Consider the following 16,924-nt stretch of genomic DNA (forward strand, 5'->3'; position numbering starts at 1 on the left):
TGTTCGCCCCTTACTTGCGCTTACGGCGCGAAACAATCATGTTGTCTGTGCGCTTGTTACGACGGGTGCGGTAGCCCTTGGCAGGAGTACCCCATGGGCTGACTGGCTCACGGCCTTCACCCGTACGACCTTCACCACCACCGTGCGGGTGATCGACTGGGTTCATCGCCACACCGCGAACGGTAGGACGAATACCACGCCAGCGAACAGCACCGGCTTTACCGATTTGACGCAGGCTGTGATCGTGGTTGCTGACTTCGCCAATCGTGGCGCGGCAGTCGATGTGAATGCGGCGAACTTCACCGGAACGCAGACGCACTTGAGCGTACGTGCCTTCACGAGCCAGCAACACAGCGGAACCACCAGCGGAACGAGCGATTTGAGCACCCTTACCAGGCAGCATCTCGATGCAGTGAATGGTTTGACCCACAGGAATGTTGCGGATAGGCAAAGTGTTGCCGGAACGGATAGGAGCTTCCGCGCCAGACACAACCGTTGCACCCACTTCCAGACCACGAGGGGCGATGATGTAACGACGCTCGCCGTCTGCGTAGCACACCAATGCGATGTGAGCGCTGCGGTTAGGGTCGTATTCCAGACGTTCTACTTTCGCAGGAATACCGTCCTTGTTGCGACGGAAGTCGACAATACGGTAGTGCTGCTTGTGACCGCCGCCACGGTGACGAACCGTGATGTGGCCGTTGTTGTTACGGCCAGCACTGCTGGATTTCTTTTCCAGCAAAGCCGCGTAAGGAGCGCCTTTGTGCAGTTCAGGGTGAACCACTTTGATCATGCCACGGCGACCTGGCGACGTTGGTTTTACTTTTACCAATGCCATATTAGTTCACCTCAGAAAAGTCGAGTTCCTGACCGGGCTTGAGCGAGACATATGCCTTGCGCACACTGCGGCGGCGACCCATGAAACGGCCAAAGCGCTTTTCCTTGCCCTTCTGATTGAGCACCTGCACCGACTCAACTTCTACTTTGAACAGCAGTTCAATAGCAGCTTTGATTTCAGGCTTGGTAGCATCAGGAGCGACGCGGAAAGCGATTTGCTGATTTTTTTCGGCAACGTACGTGGCTTTTTCAGTCACGACAGGAGCCAGAATTACTTGCAATAGACGTTCGGCGTTCATCCCAACATCTCCTCAAACTGAGCGACAGCCGCTTTGGTGACCAACACTTTTTTGTAGTGGATCAGGGACAGCGGGTCAGCGTAGCGTGGTTCAACCACAGCAACGTGAGGCAGGTTACGCGTAGCCAGGTACACGTTCTCGTCCAGCGCGTCGGTGATGATCAGCACGGATTCCAGGCCCAGGTCTTTCAGCTTGTTGGCTGCCAGACGGGTCTTGGGTGCTTCCAGAGTGAAGGAATCAACAACCAACAGACGCTCGTCACGGACCAACTGAGACAGAATCGCGCTGATACCGGCGCGGTACATCTTCTTGTTGACCTTGTGCGTGTAGTTTTCTTCACCGGTGTTGGGGAATGCACGACCGCCTCCACGCCACACGGGCGAGGATGTCATACCAGCACGAGCGCGGCCGGTGCCTTTCTGGCGCCATGGCTTCTTGGTGCTGTGGTTGACTTCGGCACGAGTCAATTGCTTGCTGTTACCGCTGCGAGCATTGGACTGGTATGCAACAACGATCTGGTGAACCAGGGCTTCGTTGAATTCACGACCGAAAACGGTTTCGTTGGCCTGCAATGTGGATGCAGCTTGGCCTTGTTCGTTCAGGAGCTTCAGTTCCATGGATTAGGCTCCTTTCACAGCAGGGCGCACAACGATATTGGCATTCTTGTGACCTGGGACAGCGCCCCGGACCAGCAACAAGCCACGCTCGGCGTCGACGCGGATCACGTCAAGATTCTGAACCGTACGGGTAACGTCACCCATATGGCCCGACATTTTTTTACCTTTGAACACACGGCCTGGATCCTGGGCTTGACCAATGGAACCGGGTACGCGGTGCGAGCGCGAGTTACCGTGGCTGTTACGCTGGCCGCCAAAATTGTGGCGTTTGATGGTACCGGCAAAGCCTTTACCGATCGTGGTGCCCGTAACGTCAACCTTCTGACCCGCTTCGAAAATGCTTTCCACAGCAACTACGGAACCGGCGGAAAGCTCGGCGATAGCAGCGGGGTCGAGGCGGAATTCTTTCAGGATGCTGCCAGCTTCAACGCCAGCTTTTGCATAGTGCCCTGCCTGGGGCTTGGTAACGCGTGTTGCACGACGGGTGCCAAAGGCAACCTGTACAGCAGCGTAACCGTCAACTGCGGGCGTCTTGACCTGGGTGATGCGGTTGTTGGACACGTCCAGCACGGTCACAGGGATGGACTCGCCTTCCTCTGTAAACACACGGGTCATGCCAACTTTACGCCCAACAAGGCCCAGCCGCCACGCGGCAGGCGTAGGTGTCGAGTTCGACATCGTTTTCTCCATTCCTGACTACGATTGGTCAGGGCTAACTGAGAGTACACGCAATGATTTGCGCGACGACCATAGCCAAAACTTTTTGGCTAAGCTAGTAAATATAGCACGCTGCTGTAAAGCCAAGCAAGATTTACTGCAAAAATCTGCCCTAAACTGCTTGATTGACAACAGTTTTTTCGGATTCGGGGAGTGCGGCTATGGAGCTACGATCAGGAAAACTGATCTGCGCCCCGTTTTCTATTGATGCGCCTTATTTACAAAGCGGGCAACGTATTCGTTCACGGGCTCGTCGCGAATTTGAGCTGGAGTACCGCTTTGTTCCACCCTGCCCTCGCGCAGCACCACGATGTGTTGGCCCAGCCGCAATGCCTCATCAATATCGTGAGTAATAAAGATGATGGTTTTGTTCAGGCTGCTTTGCAGGCGCAACAGCTCATCCTGCATCTCGTAGCGAATCAAGGGGTCCAGAGCCGAAAAGGCTTCGTCCATCAACAGAATGTCTGCATCGACGGCCAAGGCTCTGGCCAGACCCACCCGTTGCTGCATCCCGCCTGACAATTCGTCTGGGTAGTTATCGGCATAGTCTTGTAGACCCACACGCTCCAGCCATTGCCTGGCCTGCTCCCGGGCTTGTGAACGCTTGTCGCCGCGTACCTCCAGACCAAAGGCAACGTTCTCCACCACCGTCAAATGGGGCAACAAGCCAAAGGCCTGAAAGACCATGCTGATTCCATAGCGACGGAACTGTCGCAGGCTGGCCATGTCCAGCTGCAAGATGTCCTGCCCATCCACCAGCACCTGTCCGGCACTGGGATCGATCAGGCGATTGATGTGACGCACCAAGGTAGATTTACCTGAACCGGACAAACCCATTACGCAGGAGATCTGCTGCGCAGGAAAGCAGGCATTCACACCCGCCAGACCCACAATGCAATCCGTCTGCTTCTGCACTGCCTGCTTATCAGCCCCCTGCTTTAACAGTTCCACGGCTTCACTCGCCCGGTTGCCAAAGACCTTATAGACGTCTCGCAACTCTATCTTGCAAGCTTGCTCGCCCAAGGGTGTAGGAATGGTATTCATGCTTGCCTCCTGACCTTGCGGCGATGACGCTGGGAACGGCCAAAGGATTGAGAAATCCGGTCAATAACAATGGCCAGGATCACAATCGCCACCCCTGCCTGCAGCCCACGCCCTATATCCAATGTCTGAATGCCGGCCAACACGTCTTCACCCAAGCCCTGAGCCCCAATCATGGAGGCCACCACCACCATGGACAAGGCCATCATGGTGGTTTGATTAATGCCCGCCATGATGCTGGGCCGCGCCAAGGGCAAGGTGACCTTGGTCAGCATTTGCCAGCGCGTGACCCCATACGCCTGCGCCGCCTCCATCACATGCTTGTCTACCTGTCGCAAACCCAAACTGGTCAGGCGAATCAAGGGCGGGACAGCATAGACAACGGTGGCTAGGACGGCGGGGACTTTACCCAGACCGAACAGCATCAGCACCGGAATCAGGTACACAAAGCTAGGCATGGTTTGCATCACATCCAGCACGGGCGTCAGCACTTTTCTAAGCAGACGGCTTCGGGCGCTCAGAATGCCGACCGGGACACCGATCAAAACAGAGAAGACAGTTGCCACCAGCACCAGGGTGAAGGTTTGCATCAGCTTGTCCCACAGTCCCATGGCGCCTATCAAGTACAAGCCACCCATATACAGAAGGACAGGCAAAAAGCGCCGTTGTCCCCACCAGGCCAACAAGCCGGTCAAAACCAGAATCGCCCAGGCAGGCACTTGCTGCAAAACACGCTCCACCGGCAAGATGGCATGCGTCAGAATCCAGGCGCTGATCTGGCGAAAACCCGTGCCCCAATCCTGCACGGCAACCAGCAACTGACGGTTCACCCAATCTGCTGCTGACCACTCCGGGAAGAAGCGGGACTGCGCTGTGGTGACTGGTTTTGTTGCTTGCGGCTCCAAAGCAGCCTGCAAGCGATCTGCCTGAGCCACCGGCATCCACTGACGCCATTGCTCTGCGTTCTCTGTCAGGAATTTCTGTACCTGCGTGCTGGCGTTCTGCCCGCCTTCCGTCATGCCCAAAATGATCTTGTTCATCTGCTCGGGCTCTAGCTGGATCTTTTCAAACAAAGCCACCAGCTCAGGATAAGACTCTACGAAAGGGGTGGAAGCCGCTACGCCTATATGCGCCAGGATGAAGTCCGTCGGGCAAATCGTGCCCTTGCCAGAAACAGCAGCCTCCCAGCAGCTTTCATTGAAAGGCGCGCTGGCCAGTTTCTTGAAGGAGTACTTGGCCATCAGGCCTGCAGGCTGCCAGTAGTAAAACAGAATGGGCTCACGTCTGTCGTAGGCAGCACTGATTGCCGCATCCAGAGCCGCGCCCGTACCGGGCCGGAAGTTTTGATAGTGCTCGCCCAGACCATAGAGATCGAACAGGCGACTATTGAAGGTTTCACATACCCAACCGGAGGGGCAGTTATAAAAGCGGCCTTTATTCGGCTGCTCCGGGTCGCTGAAAACAGTGGCGTAGCGCCCTAGATCTTCCACTTTCTGTAGATCGGGAGCAGTTGGCTTGATTCCCTTGTCCGGGTCGCCGTCGACGACATAGTCCGGTACATACCAGCCCTGCTCGGCCCCGCCCTTCAAGGTATTGCCTAGTACTTGAACTTGACCGGCTTCAATGGCTTTTTCGATGATCTCGGTACGTCCTGACCAGATCTCGCCTATGACTTGAATATCATTTTGCGCCAGCGCACTTTCCAGAGCAGCCGAGGAGCCCGGCACCCGTTCGGTCTTGCAACCGTAGGCCTTCTCCAGAATCTGCTGATACAGCTCGGTGCTGAATGCTGCGCTTTCCCAGCTCAGGTCGGCCAACCGTATGGGTTTGTCATCTGCACAGGCTTGCGCTGCTGCGCTGCTTCCCCACAGACATAGCCAGAGTGCCAGGAAATACCACAGGGCCAGGAACGGCTTGCGTCTCCGATTTATCATTCTTGTCCTCCTTCACCTTGCCCATCGTCGCATTTGTTTCCGGGTCAAAGTGTGTCCGGTCGTAAAAAACAAACCCGCAGACGAAAAAAAACGCCATGCAGTTGCATGGCGTTTCTTTCGATGAAGCTCGAACAGCTAGGCAGAATTACTGCAGAGCGATTTCGACGTCAACACCGGCTGGCAAATCCAGACGCATCAGAGCGTCGACGGTCTTGTCGGTAGGATCGACAATGTCCATCAAGCGCTGGTGGGTACGCATTTCAAACTGATCGCGCGATGTCTTGTTGACGTGCGGCGAACGCAGAATGTCGTAGCGACGGATACGTGTTGGCAGTGGTACTGGACCACGAACAACAGCGCCGGTGCGCTTGGCGGTTTCTACGATCTCAGCAGCAGACTGATCGATCAACTTGTAATCGTAAGCCTTCAGACGGATGCGGATTTTCTGGTTTTTCATGGGTAATCCTAAAGAACGATATAAGTGGGGGCTTTTTGACTGGGCTTATCAATTGCTCGAAGAAACTCTGACTAAAAAGCACCCCTTTTGGGGGTAGCAAAGACGCGGCGGGAAGGTTTACACCTTCACACCGCGATCAAGGCTTATTACTTGATGATTTTTGCAACCACGCCAGCGCCAACGGTACGGCCGCCTTCGCGAATAGCGAAGCGCAGACCTTCTTCCATGGCGATAGGAGCGATCAGGGACACTTTCATCGAAATGTTGTCGCCTGGCAGAACCATTTCCTTGTCTTCTGGCAGCTCGATCGTGCCGGTCACGTCAGTTGTACGGAAGTAGAACTGAGGACGGTAGCCCTTGAAGAAAGGAGTGTGACGACCACCTTCTTCTTTGGACAGAATGTACACTTCGGCGTCGAAGTCAGTGTGTGGCTTGATCGAACCAGGTTTGGCCAGAACTTGACCACGTTCCACGTCTTCACGCTTGGTACCACGCAGCAGCAGACCGACGTTATCGCCAGCTTCGCCTTGGTCCAGCAGTTTGCGGAACATTTCAACGCCGGTACAAATGGTCTTGACCGTGTCTTTGATACCCACGATTTCGATTTCTTCGCCGACTTTGATGATGCCGCGCTCAATACGACCGGTCACAACCGTACCACGGCCGGAGATCGAGAACACGTCTTCAACAGGCATCAGGAACGTACCGTCAACAGCACGCTCAGGCGTAGGAATGTAGTTGTCCAGCGCTTCGGCCAGAGCCAGAACGGCTTGGCTGCCCAGTGGGCCTTCGTCGCCTTCCAGAGCCAGTTTGGCCGAACCCTTGATGATCGGGGTGTCGTCGCCAGGGAAGTCGTACTTGGACAACAGCTCGCGAACTTCCATTTCAACCAGTTCGATCAGCTCTTCGTCATCGACCATGTCGGCCTTGTTCAGGAACACGATGATGTAAGGAACGCCAACCTGACGGCTCAGCAGGATGTGCTCGCGAGTCTGGGGCATTGGGCCGTCAGCGGCCGAGCAAACCAAGATAGCGCCGTCCATCTGGGCAGCACCAGTAATCATGTTCTTGACGTAGTCAGCGTGGCCGGGGCAGTCAACGTGAGCGTAGTGACGGTTAGGCGTTTCGTACTCAACGTGCGACGTGCTGATGGTGATACCACGTGCTTTTTCTTCAGGGGCGTTGTCGATCTGCGAGTAATCGCGTGCTTCGCCGCCGTATGCCTTGGACAGAACCGTGCAGATTGCAGCGGTCAGAGTGGTTTTACCGTGGTCAACGTGACCGATAGTACCGACGTTGACGTGCGGTTTAGTCCGTTCAAACTTACCTTTTGCCATGATTTATCCCAATTATGTTTTACAGGAAAACAAAAAAATTGTTGAGCAGCCCGCCATAGGGCGGGCTGATATTGCTATTACTTACCGCGAGCGCTGATCACTTCGTCAGCCACGTTCTTTGGAGCTTCAGCATATTGCTTGAATTCCATCGTGTACGTAGCGCGACCTTGTGTTTGCGAACGCAGGCTGGTCGAGTAACCGAACATCTCGGCCAGAGGAACCTCGGCCTTGATGACCTTGCCACCACCAACCATATCGTCCATACCCTGAACCATACCGCGACGGGAGGACAAGTCACCCATCACTGTACCGGCGTATTCCTCAGGGGTTTCAACTTCTACAGCCATGGTCGGCTCCAGCAGAACTGGGGCAGCCTTGCGCATACCATCCTTGAAGGCCATCGAAGCGGCCATACGGAAGGCGTTTTCGTTCGAGTCCACATCGTGGTACGAACCGAAGAACAGCGTAGCTTTGACGTCCACCACTGGGTAACCAGCGACCACACCTGCGTGCAGGGTTTCGCGAATACCTTTTTCAACAGCAGGAATGAATTCGCGAGGAACCACACCGCCCTTGATGGCGTCAACGAACTCAAAGCCGCCGCCTGCTTCCAGGGGCTCAAGCTTGAGGACAACGTGACCGTACTGACCACGACCACCGGACTGTTTGACGAATTTACCTTCAATTTCGTCGCAAGTCTTGCGGATGGTTTCGCGGTAAGCCACTTGTGGTTTACCCACGTTGGCTTCCACGCCGAATTCACGGCGCATGCGGTCTACCAGAACTTCCAGGTGCAGCTCGCCCATACCGGAAATAATGGTTTGGCCGGACTCTTCGTCGCTGCTGACGCGGAAAGAAGGATCTTCCTGAGCCAGACGGGACAAGGCCACGCCCATTTTTTCCTGGTCGGACTTGGTTTTTGGTTCCACAGCCTGCGAAATCACGGGCTCCGGGAACTCCATGCGTTCCAGAATGATGTGCTGACCAGCGTCACACAGGGTTTCACCTGTGGTCACGTCTTTCAGACCCACCACGGAAGCGATGTCACCAGCAACCAGTTCTTTCAGTTCGGCACGGTTGTTTGCGTGCATCTGCAAGATACGGCCGATACGCTCTTTTTTGCCCTTGATAGGGTTGTAGACCGTGTCGCCCGAACGCAGAACGCCCGAGTAAACGCGCACGAAAGTCAATTGACCAACAAAGGGGTCAGTCATCAGCTTGAACGCCAGAGCGGACATAGGCTCTTCGTCGTTGGCTTTACGATGAATGACTTCACCGTCATCGTCCGTACCTTCAACAGGTGGAATATCCACTGGCGATGGCAGGTAGTCGATCACGGCGTCCAGCATGCGCTGTACACCCTTGTTCTTGAACGCGGTACCGCACAGCATTGGCTGAATTTCGCAGGCAATGGTACGTGTACGCAGACCCAGGTTGATTTCCTCTTCGGAGAGGTCACCGTTTTCCAGGTACTTGTTCATCAGGTCTTCGCTGGCTTCAGCAGCCGACTCGACCATTTTTTCGCGCCATTCCTCGGCCGAAGCTTGCAGCTCGGCAGGAATGTCGGTGTATTCAAATTTCACGCCGTTGCTGGCTTGATCCCAGATGATTGCTTTCATCTTGATCAGGTCAACCACGCCTTGGAACTCTTCTTCAGCGCCGATCGGGATAACGACAGGCACGGGGTGGGCTTTCAGACGCAGCTTGAGCTGGTCGTAAACCTTGAAGAAGTTAGCGCCAGTACGGTCCATCTTGTTGATGAAGGCCAGACGAGGCACACCGTATTTGTTGGCTTGACGCCATACGGTTTCCGACTGAGGCTGAACACCACCCACAGCGCAGTACACCATGCAAGCGCCGTCCAGCACGCGCATGGAACGCTCAACTTCAATAGTGAAGTCAACGTGACCGGGGGTATCAATGATGTTGATACGGTGTTCTGGGTAATTGCCCGCCATACCACGCCAGAAAGCAGTGGTAGCAGCCGAGGTAATGGTGATCCCGCGCTCTTGCTCTTGCTCCATCCAGTCCATGGTGGCCGAACCTTCGTGGGTTTCGCCCAGCTTGTGGTTCACACCGGTGTAGAACAGGATGCGCTCGGTAGTGGTCGTTTTCCCGGCGTCGATGTGAGCCGAGATACCGATATTGCGGTAGCGCTGAATGGGGGTTTTGCGGGCCATGGTTATATGTCCTCAGATTACCAACGGAAATGGCTGAATGCTTTGTTAGCATCGGCCATCTTGTGCGTGTCTTCACGCTTTTTCATTGCACCGCCACGGCCTTCAGCCGCATCGGACAATTCGCCGGCCAGGCGCAAGTCCATCGATTTTTCACCGCGCTTTTTAGCGGCTTCGCGCATCCAGCGCATGGCCAGAGCCAGACGACGGACAGGGCGCACTTCGACAGGAACCTGGTAGTTAGCACCACCAACACGGCGGCTCTTAACTTCAACAACAGGTTTTACATTATTGATGGCAGCATTAAACACTTCGAGCGGATCTTTGCCGGTTTTCTGCGCAATTTGTTCCAGCGCGCCATAAACAATACGTTCGGCAACAGCTTTCTTGCCGGACAGCATGACCACGTTCATGAATTTGGCCAGCTCAACGCTGCCAAATTTTGGGTCAGGTAGGATTTCACGTTTGGGTACTTCGCGACGGCGAGGCATTTTAAATTTCCTTGTGACTATTCAGTTGAACCGCTTTTCGCGGTCTCGGCCATTCATGACAAATGACCACTTACCTACCATGGCGCAACGGCCACGGTTGCACGGATCCAGATCAGTGAACTGATCGATGGATACATGGATTACTTGGGACGCTTGGCGCCGTATTTGGAGCGGGACTGTTTACGGTCCTTGACGCCTTGCAGGTCAAGTGCACCGCGAACGATGTGGTAACGAACACCAGGCAAATCCTTGACACGACCACCGCGGACGAGAACGACCGAGTGCTCTTGCAGGTTGTGGCCTTCACCACCGATGTAAGAAATGACTTCGAAGCCGTTGGTCAGACGCACTTTGGCGACTTTACGCAGAGCGGAGTTAGGCTTCTTGGGGGTCGTGGTGTATACACGGGTGCAAACACCGCGGCGCTGTGGGCAGTTCTCGAGCGCTGGGCTCTTGCTGCTAACGCGGCTGACTTCGCGCGGTTTACGCACGAGCTGGCTAATGGTTGGCATGACCTTTACGTATCCTATAACGTACTTTACGTACTGGTTGACGTATGTGTTTTGAAAAACGCCGTCCAGTTGGCGGGTTTTGAAACCCTGTACCGGAAGCGGCATTGCGCAATACCACTCCCCATAAAACACGAAAAAGAGCGGTCTTGCACATGGCTTGGGCTTGATTTCAGGCACTAAAAAAATGCCCGCAGCCCTGAAAATCCGGGCTGCTATCAAATTACTGCAAGGTGTACCGGCAAAGGATCCTTAAAGTAAGCTCTAAAATTTACCACAGTAAACCCTTATAGGTCAACGATTTGGGCACCGATCCAGCAGTTTCCCGTTGTCACGGCACACGCATGGAAGCACTTGGTCACTCGCTATCTACATATCGTTATACTGCAGGGCTATTGCACTTCTGCGACAAGGACAATACCCATGATCATCGCTTCCCTGGAAGACGACCTCGTCCAGGCTGAACTGATTGCCCGGATCTTGACCGAGGCTGGCTATGAATGTCGCTCCTTTCATCAAGGAAAGGACCTGCTGGCCGCGCTGGCCAAGCCACATAATTTCGGTTTATTGCTACTGGACTGGGAACTGCCGGATGTCAGCGGCCTGGATGTGTTGCGTTGGGTTCGCACCACACTGGGTCATGCCCTGCCCGTCATATTCCTGACCAGCCGTACCCAGGAAGAGGATCTGGTCACGGGTTTGCAGGCCGGAGCCGACGACTATATTAATAAGCCCGTACGCAAGGGAGAACTGGTTGCGCGCGTCAACGCCGCTGTCCGGCGTATGGATCTGAGCACCTCGGCCACTCAGGACAGCCGATTTTCATTTGCCGGCTACGACATCTTCCCTGAACAAGGCCATATTGTGCTGGACGGGGAAACCGTCACCCTGGCGCCCAAAGAATTTGAACTGGCCCTTTTGCTGTTTCGCAATCCCGGCCGCCTGTTCTCGCGTGATGTTTTAAGCTCCGCGGTCTGGAACCGGGAAATTCCTGCCACCTCCCGTACGCTGGACACTCACCTGTCCAACATACGCCGTAAACTCCAGTTGCGACCCGAAAACGGGGTGCGCCTGACGGCGTCCTACGCTCTGGGCTATCGCCTTGAACTTTTGACCGACCCTAGCTAGCTGACTTTCTATGATTACTTTGCGTATCGCCGCGCCCCTTGTTTGCGGCCTGATTTGGGGCGGCGTCGTGTCAGCCCAACCCTCCGGCGCCCGTGGCGAGAACTTTGTCTACAAAGTGCTGGCCGGCGACACCTTGCTGGGCATTTCCCAGACCTACACCCGCCAGGACCGCAACTGGTCCGAAATCCAGCGTTTGAATGCGGTGGCTGACCCTTATCGCCTGCCTATTGGCAAAGAGCTGCACATTCCGTTTCGCATGATTCCGGAAGTGGCCGCCCCCGCCCGCATTACGCACCAAACCGGCCAGATCCAGGTGAACGGTCAGCCTCTGGGCGCAGGTACAACACATTTGCAGGAAGGCGACCTGATACACACGGGCAGCAATGGCTACCTGACACTGGAACTGCAAGACGGCAGCCAGCTGAGCGTCCCCGCCCAGGCCTCCTTGAGCGTGACCCGCATGCGTGCCTTTGAAGGCACTGGTCTGACCGACTCGATCATCGCTCTGGATGATGGCGACGTGGAATCGCGCGTTTCCCCGGAAAAAACCGGCGTAGGCCGCTTTGAAGTTCGCACCCCCGTCAGCATTACCGGCGTGCGTGGGACCGAATTGCGTGTGCGTACACAACAAGGCATGGCTCACAGCGAAGTGCTGGAAGGTCGCGCAGAACTGGGAACCCAGCAACGCAGCACCCCCACGGCCCTGAAGCAGAATCAAGGGGCTGCGGTGGGCACGGACGGCAATATCATGGCGCTGGAGCCTTTGTTGCCCGCTCCGCAGATTTCCACGCCCGAGCGTCGCGGTGGTCAATGGAACAGCACGATTCAGGCAGTACCCGGTGCCCAGGCCTATCTGGTCCAGACCTCCACCGACCCGCAAGGTGCCAAGCTGCTGTCGCGCGACATTACGACAGATACGGACATTCAGTTCGGTGCCTCGCGCCCCGGCACTTACTACGTCACCGTACGTGCCATTGACCGTCACGGTCTGATGGGCCCGGACACGATCGAAAGCTTCGAAGGCGCAGCCAGCCTGACCAGCTCGGATGGCCAAGCCGTGGTCAGCAATTTTGGCGACCCGATCCTGCTGTCTCAGTTCTAAAACCTGAACGGCGTACGGCATGAGCAGCCCGGCCCCCAGAAACAACAAGCTACTCTCTGACCGGATCCGGAAAGAGTGGCATCTGGTTTCGGGCTTGCTGATGCTGCTGACCTTATTGTTCAGCTCCCTGCGTGATGACTTCGCGCTGGGCAAGCTGAACAACCTGATTTACGACTTCACCATGGCGGCAGCTCTTCCACAGGCTGCGCCCCCGGATATTGTCATCGTCGCCATCGACGACTACAGCATTGCCAATCTGGGCTTCTGGCCCTGGCGACGCATCAACCATGCACAACTGCTGAGCCGTCTTGAACAGGCCCGCGCTGTCGGCATCGATCTGGTCTTTCAGGAACCCAACCCGGCCTACCCGGATGATGACCTGGCGCTGTCCGAGGCCATCCATCATCACGGGCGCGTTGTGTTGCCGATGATTTATGACACCCAGCGCCAGACCGTCAATACCGCCATTCCCATGCTCAGCAAGGCGGCCAAGGCATCGGGCTATATCAATATCGAGCCTGATTCAGACGGTGTGGTGCGGCGTGTCGCCCTGCAGCAGGCGACCCCCTCGGGCCGGGTGCTGCCACACTTCACGATTGCCATGCTGATGACGGGCGGAGATGTGGATCTGGCCCTGCAAGCCCTGGACTCCAGCCAAACAGACATTCCCCACATTCCCTTTCTGGGCCGCAGCGGTCACTTCCAGACCGTGCCTTACTTCAATGTCCTGAACGGCGATATTCCGCCTTCCTTCTTCAAGGACAAATACGTGCTGGTGGGTGCCTGGGGCAGTGGGCTGGGCGATACCTTTCCTACCCCTTTGTCCAAAGCCGGCATGAGCAGCATGTCGGGTGTGGAGATTCTGGCCAATACCTTGCAGGCAGTGCGCAGCAATCAGTGGGTACGCACGCCACCGGCCTGGTTTATTGCGCTGGCCAGCTGCTTGCCAGTCCTGCTGGCCTGTCAGGTTCTGATTTATCTGTCGCCACGCGCCACCTTGCTTAGCCTGATCGGGCTGGTCTTTGCGATTTTGCTGGTGAACTGGATCGCCATGCATGGCTTCAACCTGTGGATTCCGCCACTGGCCAGCCTGATTACCGTCCTGCTGGCCTACCCGCTATGGCACTGGCGCAGTCAGGAAGCGGCGCTGAATCAGGTCACAGAAGAGCTGAACAAACTGCAGCTGGAGTACCCGGATGTCCGAACCGCACTGAACGAGCGCCTATCCGGCTTGAGTGCGCGTAACTTGCCGCATCGTCTGACCCAGCTGCACAAATCCATCAATCTGCTGCGTCAGGCCCAGACCAAGCGTGAAGAGACCTTGCGCTTTATTTCGCACGATATGCGCGCCCCCCAGAACTCGATTCTGGCACTGACCAGCCTGCAACGTCAGGATGACAGCAAGCTGCCGCCAGATCAGTTTCTGCACAAGATGGAAGGCTATGCCGAGCAAACGCTGGAGCTGGTGGATAACTTCATCAGCCTGGCACGGGCCGAGGCCATGGAAATGGTATTGAGCCCCCTGAACCTGTCTGATCTGCTGGCAGACTGTCTGGATGATGCCTGGGCCAGCGCCAGCAAGCGCTCTATCAGCCTGAACCTGAATGACTCGGAACTGGTCTGGGTGAACGGTAATGCACCCATGCTGCGCCGTGCCTTTACCAACCTGATTCAGAACGCCATCAAATACGGGCCGGATGGCAACCAGATCGATATTGACCTTGCGCTGGACAAAAACACAGTTCAGGTATTCGTCAAAGATCAGGGCTGGGGGATTCCGGCAGAAAATCAGGCGACTATTTTTGAACCTTATCATCGAGCCCACGAAAACGCCGCTGGTGCGCCTTCAGGTAGCGGACTGGGTTTGGCCTTTGTGAAAACCGTGATCAACAAGCACGGCGGGGATATAGCCCTGGACAGCACACGCGAGCAAGGCTGTACCTTTATCGTCTCCCTGGCCACCGTTGATGTCTCCGATGAAGACTGAATTCTGGCGTGATGCTGCCCTGCCCTATGTAGAAAGCCGACGCGCCTGTGACAGCCGTATCTGCTACCAGGAACACAGCCACCCCACCTACTCGATAGGTGCAGTTGATGGCGGTGGCAGCGTCTTTACGGGCGCACCCGGCGGCCCGGTCCGGCTTGCACCTGGTTCTTTGGTCTTTGTACCCGCGCACCGCAGCCACGCCTGCAATCCTCTGCCTGACCAGTCCTGGAGCTATCAAATGCTGCATCTGGATGCGGCATGGCTGGCGCAGCTTTGGCAGGAAAGCACAGGACTCAGGCTGGAGGCCCAGGAGCCTATCCGTGTTAGCCACGAACCGCAGCTTTATGCGGCCTACTGCGAGTTGAACACCCTCTTGTTTTCAGCCGCTCCGATACTGAGCAAAGAAGCAGCGATGATCGACTTTTTGCTGCACCACGGCTCAGCCCAATCCCAGCCCTTGGCCCCCGCTCCCCCACCTAGCGCCGTTTTGCAGAAAACCCTGGATCGCTGGATAAAAGGCCAGTTAGCCACTATTCCCCTGCACGAACTGGCGCAGGAAACAGGTTTTAGCCGCTATCAGCTGATTCGCGCCTTTCGTCGCCATACCGGCCTGACGCCACAGCGCTGGCAATTGAATCAGCGTGTCAACCTGGCCCGTGATGCCTTGCGCCACGGTGATGAGCTGGCTGATATTGCCTATCGCCTGGGCTTTGCCGACCAAAGCCATTTTCAGCGCGTCTTCAAGCACTACACCGGCGTCACCCCCGGCCAATACCGCAGCTAAGGCACACCTCACGCCCCTGCGACCTCTGCTCCAAGGGCGCGCACTTTTATTCAATACGGTCCCCACGCTTCTGGTCACACTGCGGTTTTGCTCCTGGAAGTACCGCCGTGTCCTTGTTCCTGCTGATCGCCAGTACCCATTTCCTGGCCCTGCTTTCCCCCGGCCCTGATTTCTTCCTGATCGCCCGCAGCACCTTGGCCCATGGTCGCTGGGTCGCAAGCGGTGCTTGCGCTGGTGTCGGCCTGGCCAATGGCCTGTACATCAGCCTGGCGCTGACGGGTTTTGCCCGGATGAGCACCGGCAGCCCCCTCTTTCTGCTGCTTCAGGGCGCGGGAGGGCTGTATCTGCTGTATTTGGGCGTGAAATTCCTGCAGGCAGCCCATCACAGCACCCAGCAAAGGATCAGTGCCTCTGGCGCCTCTACAGGCGGCTGGTGGCATCATGCCCTGCTGGGCCTGCTCTCCGGTCTGCTGAATCCTAAAAACGCTCTGTTTTACGCCAGCCTGGCCTCCGTACTCGCCAGCAGCCGCGCTGGCACCGGTCTGCACATCCTGCTGGGCCTGTGGATGTTTTTTATCGTTCTGCTCTGGGACTTGTTCATCACGGTTTTGATCGGGCATCCCCACTGGCAACAGCGCATACAAAAGCACTTGCCACGTATCGAGCAGCTTTGTGGCCTGCTGTTATGCCTGATTGCCGCTGCGGCACTTTTCAATGTGGCCCAACACCTGGTCACAAACTAAACATCCCGAAAAGCGGAACCTGATCTGCGCTGCCGTCAAGCTCACTGGGGGCGATAGAGTGAGGCTGTTAGAGCCACATCAAACGATAAGAAAACAAATCATTTACGGGCTCGGATGCGGCAATATAAGCCGGTAAAATAGTCCGGGTCTTTGTTTTGTTAAGCACCTTGAGTGCGCTACAGTCTATGCTGTAAGACCGGAACAACACCCCCGTGTCCCGTTCCTTTTTTTGTCAGTTTTCGAGGAGTTACTAGAATGTTTGCCAAACTTGCTTTCACAGCCGTTCTTGGATTGGCCAGCGTGCCTGCTTTTGCTGCTTGCGACGTTACCATCGAAGGCAATGACTCCATGCAGTTCAACACCAAGAGCATCGTTGTTGACAAGACATGCAAGGAATTCACAATCAACCTGAAACACACCGGCAAGCTGCCTAAAGCAGCCATGGGCCACAACGTCGTTATCTCGAAGAAAGCCGATGAAAGCGCTGTTGCTACCGATGGCATGAAAGCCGGTCTGGACAACAACTACGTTAAAGCCGGTGACGAGCGCGTGATCGCTCACACTGACGTGGTCGGCGGCGGTGAAAGCACCTCCGTAACCTTTGACGTCTCCAAGCTGCAAGCCGGCGAAGACTACGCTTTCTTTTGCTCCTTCCCAGGTCACTGGAGCATCATGACTGGCGAAATCAAGCTGGGTAGCTAAGCGCATCCGCTTATAGCCGCCAGACGGCCATGAAAAAACCCCACGTGGCATAGCCATGTGGG

The 16,924-nt window shown here is 55.9% G+C and carries 17 protein-coding genes; 6 read left to right on the forward strand and 11 right to left on the reverse strand.

Annotated features, from left to right (window positions below):
• Nucleotides 1-10 precede the first annotated feature (10 nt).
• The 11 genes from rplB to rpsL form a co-directional block, all read right to left on the reverse strand.
• The gene (gene rplB / locus DUD43_RS18720; protein WP_003803041.1) at nt 11-838 is read right to left on the reverse strand and encodes a 50S ribosomal protein L2; all 828 of its coding nucleotides are present in this window, start codon (nt 836-838) and stop codon (nt 11-13) included.
• A gap of 1 nt (nt 839) precedes the next feature.
• Nucleotides 840-1,136, reverse strand: a complete 297-nt coding sequence (rplW, locus tag DUD43_RS18725) for a 50S ribosomal protein L23 (protein WP_003803043.1) — start codon at nt 1,134-1,136, stop codon at nt 840-842.
• The gene (rplD, locus tag DUD43_RS18730; RefSeq protein WP_094198176.1) at nt 1,133-1,753 is read right to left on the reverse strand and encodes a 50S ribosomal protein L4; all 621 of its coding nucleotides are present in this window, start codon (nt 1,751-1,753) and stop codon (nt 1,133-1,135) included. The genes rplW and rplD overlap by 4 nt, the downstream gene beginning before the upstream one ends.
• Before the next feature lie 3 nt (nt 1,754-1,756).
• Nucleotides 1,757-2,431 carry a 50S ribosomal protein L3 gene (gene rplC / locus DUD43_RS18735; protein WP_003803046.1) on the reverse strand — a complete coding sequence of 225 codons (675 nt, stop codon included), beginning with the start codon at nt 2,429-2,431 and terminating at the stop codon, nt 1,757-1,759.
• A gap of 240 nt (nt 2,432-2,671) precedes the next feature.
• The gene (locus tag DUD43_RS18740; RefSeq protein WP_153231454.1) at nt 2,672-3,514 is read right to left on the reverse strand and encodes a quaternary amine ABC transporter ATP-binding protein; all 843 of its coding nucleotides are present in this window, start codon (nt 3,512-3,514) and stop codon (nt 2,672-2,674) included.
• Nucleotides 3,511-5,445: a glycine betaine ABC transporter substrate-binding protein gene (locus tag DUD43_RS19445; RefSeq protein ID WP_153231455.1), complete on the reverse strand. Its 1,935-nt coding sequence runs from the start codon at nt 5,443-5,445 to the stop codon at nt 3,511-3,513. The genes DUD43_RS18740 and DUD43_RS19445 overlap by 4 nt, the downstream gene beginning before the upstream one ends.
• A gap of 145 nt (nt 5,446-5,590) precedes the next feature.
• Nucleotides 5,591-5,902 (reverse strand): 30S ribosomal protein S10, encoded by a 312-nt coding sequence (gene rpsJ, locus DUD43_RS18750; RefSeq protein ID WP_003803053.1) that lies wholly within the window; start codon nt 5,900-5,902, stop codon nt 5,591-5,593.
• Nucleotides 5,903-6,048: 146 nt separating this feature from the next.
• Nucleotides 6,049-7,239: an elongation factor Tu gene (tuf, locus tag DUD43_RS18755; RefSeq protein ID WP_054513288.1), complete on the reverse strand. Its 1,191-nt coding sequence runs from the start codon at nt 7,237-7,239 to the stop codon at nt 6,049-6,051.
• Between the two features lie 77 nt (nt 7,240-7,316).
• Nucleotides 7,317-9,419: an elongation factor G gene (gene fusA / locus DUD43_RS18760; RefSeq protein WP_153231456.1), complete on the reverse strand. Its 2,103-nt coding sequence runs from the start codon at nt 9,417-9,419 to the stop codon at nt 7,317-7,319.
• A gap of 17 nt (nt 9,420-9,436) precedes the next feature.
• The gene (gene rpsG / locus DUD43_RS18765; RefSeq protein WP_035269562.1) at nt 9,437-9,907 is read right to left on the reverse strand and encodes a 30S ribosomal protein S7; all 471 of its coding nucleotides are present in this window, start codon (nt 9,905-9,907) and stop codon (nt 9,437-9,439) included.
• Between the two features lie 140 nt (nt 9,908-10,047).
• A complete protein-coding gene (rpsL, locus tag DUD43_RS18770) occupies nt 10,048-10,419 on the reverse strand; it encodes a 30S ribosomal protein S12 (protein ID WP_042489490.1) in 372 nt (123 codons plus the stop codon).
• Nucleotides 10,420-10,839: 420 nt separating this feature from the next.
• On the opposite strand from rpsL, the gene DUD43_RS18775 reads away from it, so the two are divergent.
• The 6 genes from DUD43_RS18775 to azu all read left to right on the forward strand — a co-directional run bounded on the left by DUD43_RS18775 (nt 10,840) and on the right by azu (nt 16,862).
• Nucleotides 10,840-11,544 carry a response regulator transcription factor gene (locus DUD43_RS18775; protein ID WP_045930639.1) on the forward strand — a complete coding sequence of 235 codons (705 nt, stop codon included), beginning with the start codon at nt 10,840-10,842 and terminating at the stop codon, nt 11,542-11,544.
• A gap of 10 nt (nt 11,545-11,554) precedes the next feature.
• Nucleotides 11,555-12,646, forward strand: a complete 1,092-nt coding sequence (locus DUD43_RS18780; RefSeq protein ID WP_153231457.1) for a FecR family protein — start codon at nt 11,555-11,557, stop codon at nt 12,644-12,646.
• A 19-nt stretch (nt 12,647-12,665) separates the two neighbouring features.
• Nucleotides 12,666-14,633: a CHASE2 and HATPase_c domain-containing protein gene (locus DUD43_RS18785; protein ID WP_228125854.1), complete on the forward strand. Its 1,968-nt coding sequence runs from the start codon at nt 12,666-12,668 to the stop codon at nt 14,631-14,633.
• Nucleotides 14,623-15,417: a helix-turn-helix transcriptional regulator gene (locus DUD43_RS18790; RefSeq protein ID WP_153231458.1), complete on the forward strand. Its 795-nt coding sequence runs from the start codon at nt 14,623-14,625 to the stop codon at nt 15,415-15,417. Before DUD43_RS18785 ends, DUD43_RS18790 begins: the two co-directional genes overlap by 11 nt.
• Before the next feature lie 107 nt (nt 15,418-15,524).
• Nucleotides 15,525-16,160, forward strand: coding sequence for a LysE family translocator (locus tag DUD43_RS18795; RefSeq protein WP_153231459.1), 636 nt, complete (start codon nt 15,525-15,527; stop codon nt 16,158-16,160).
• A gap of 255 nt (nt 16,161-16,415) precedes the next feature.
• Complete coding sequence (gene azu / locus DUD43_RS18800) at nt 16,416-16,862, forward strand: azurin (protein WP_153231460.1); 447 nt, start codon at nt 16,416-16,418, stop codon at nt 16,860-16,862.
• Nucleotides 16,863-16,924 lie beyond the last annotated feature (62 nt).

It is taken from the genome of Alcaligenes faecalis (assembly GCF_009497775.1).
Taxonomy (GTDB): Bacteria; Pseudomonadota; Gammaproteobacteria; order Burkholderiales; family Burkholderiaceae_B; genus Alcaligenes; species Alcaligenes faecalis_D.

Excerpts from the sequence above, each read along its gene's own strand:
- rplW (WP_003803043.1), bottom strand. The coding sequence starts at position 1,136 with ATGAACGCCGAACGTCTATTGCAAGTAATTCTGGCTCCTGTCGTGACT.
- rplB (WP_003803041.1), bottom strand. The coding sequence starts at position 838 with ATGGCATTGGTAAAAGTAAAACCAACGTCGCCAGGTCGCCGTGGCATG.
- rplD (WP_094198176.1), bottom strand. The coding sequence starts at position 1,753 with ATGGAACTGAAGCTCCTGAACGAACAAGGCCAAGCTGCATCCACATTG.
- DUD43_RS18785 (WP_228125854.1), top strand. The coding sequence starts at position 12,666 with ATGAGCAGCCCGGCCCCCAGAAACAACAAGCTACTCTCTGACCGGATC.
- tuf (WP_054513288.1), bottom strand. The coding sequence starts at position 7,239 with ATGGCAAAAGGTAAGTTTGAACGGACTAAACCGCACGTCAACGTCGGT.
- rpsL (WP_042489490.1), bottom strand. The coding sequence starts at position 10,419 with ATGCCAACCATTAGCCAGCTCGTGCGTAAACCGCGCGAAGTCAGCCGC.
- rplC (WP_003803046.1), bottom strand. The coding sequence starts at position 2,431 with ATGTCGAACTCGACACCTACGCCTGCCGCGTGGCGGCTGGGCCTTGTT.
- DUD43_RS18775 (WP_045930639.1), top strand. The coding sequence starts at position 10,840 with ATGATCATCGCTTCCCTGGAAGACGACCTCGTCCAGGCTGAACTGATT.
- DUD43_RS18790 (WP_153231458.1), top strand. The coding sequence starts at position 14,623 with ATGAAGACTGAATTCTGGCGTGATGCTGCCCTGCCCTATGTAGAAAGC.
- DUD43_RS19445 (WP_153231455.1), bottom strand. The coding sequence starts at position 5,445 with ATGATAAATCGGAGACGCAAGCCGTTCCTGGCCCTGTGGTATTTCCTG.
- fusA (WP_153231456.1), bottom strand. The coding sequence starts at position 9,419 with ATGGCCCGCAAAACCCCCATTCAGCGCTACCGCAATATCGGTATCTCG.
- rpsJ (WP_003803053.1), bottom strand. The coding sequence starts at position 5,902 with ATGAAAAACCAGAAAATCCGCATCCGTCTGAAGGCTTACGATTACAAG.
- azu (WP_153231460.1), top strand. The coding sequence starts at position 16,416 with ATGTTTGCCAAACTTGCTTTCACAGCCGTTCTTGGATTGGCCAGCGTG.
- DUD43_RS18740 (WP_153231454.1), bottom strand. The coding sequence starts at position 3,514 with ATGAATACCATTCCTACACCCTTGGGCGAGCAAGCTTGCAAGATAGAG.
- DUD43_RS18780 (WP_153231457.1), top strand. The coding sequence starts at position 11,555 with ATGATTACTTTGCGTATCGCCGCGCCCCTTGTTTGCGGCCTGATTTGG.
- rpsG (WP_035269562.1), bottom strand. The coding sequence starts at position 9,907 with ATGCCTCGCCGTCGCGAAGTACCCAAACGTGAAATCCTACCTGACCCA.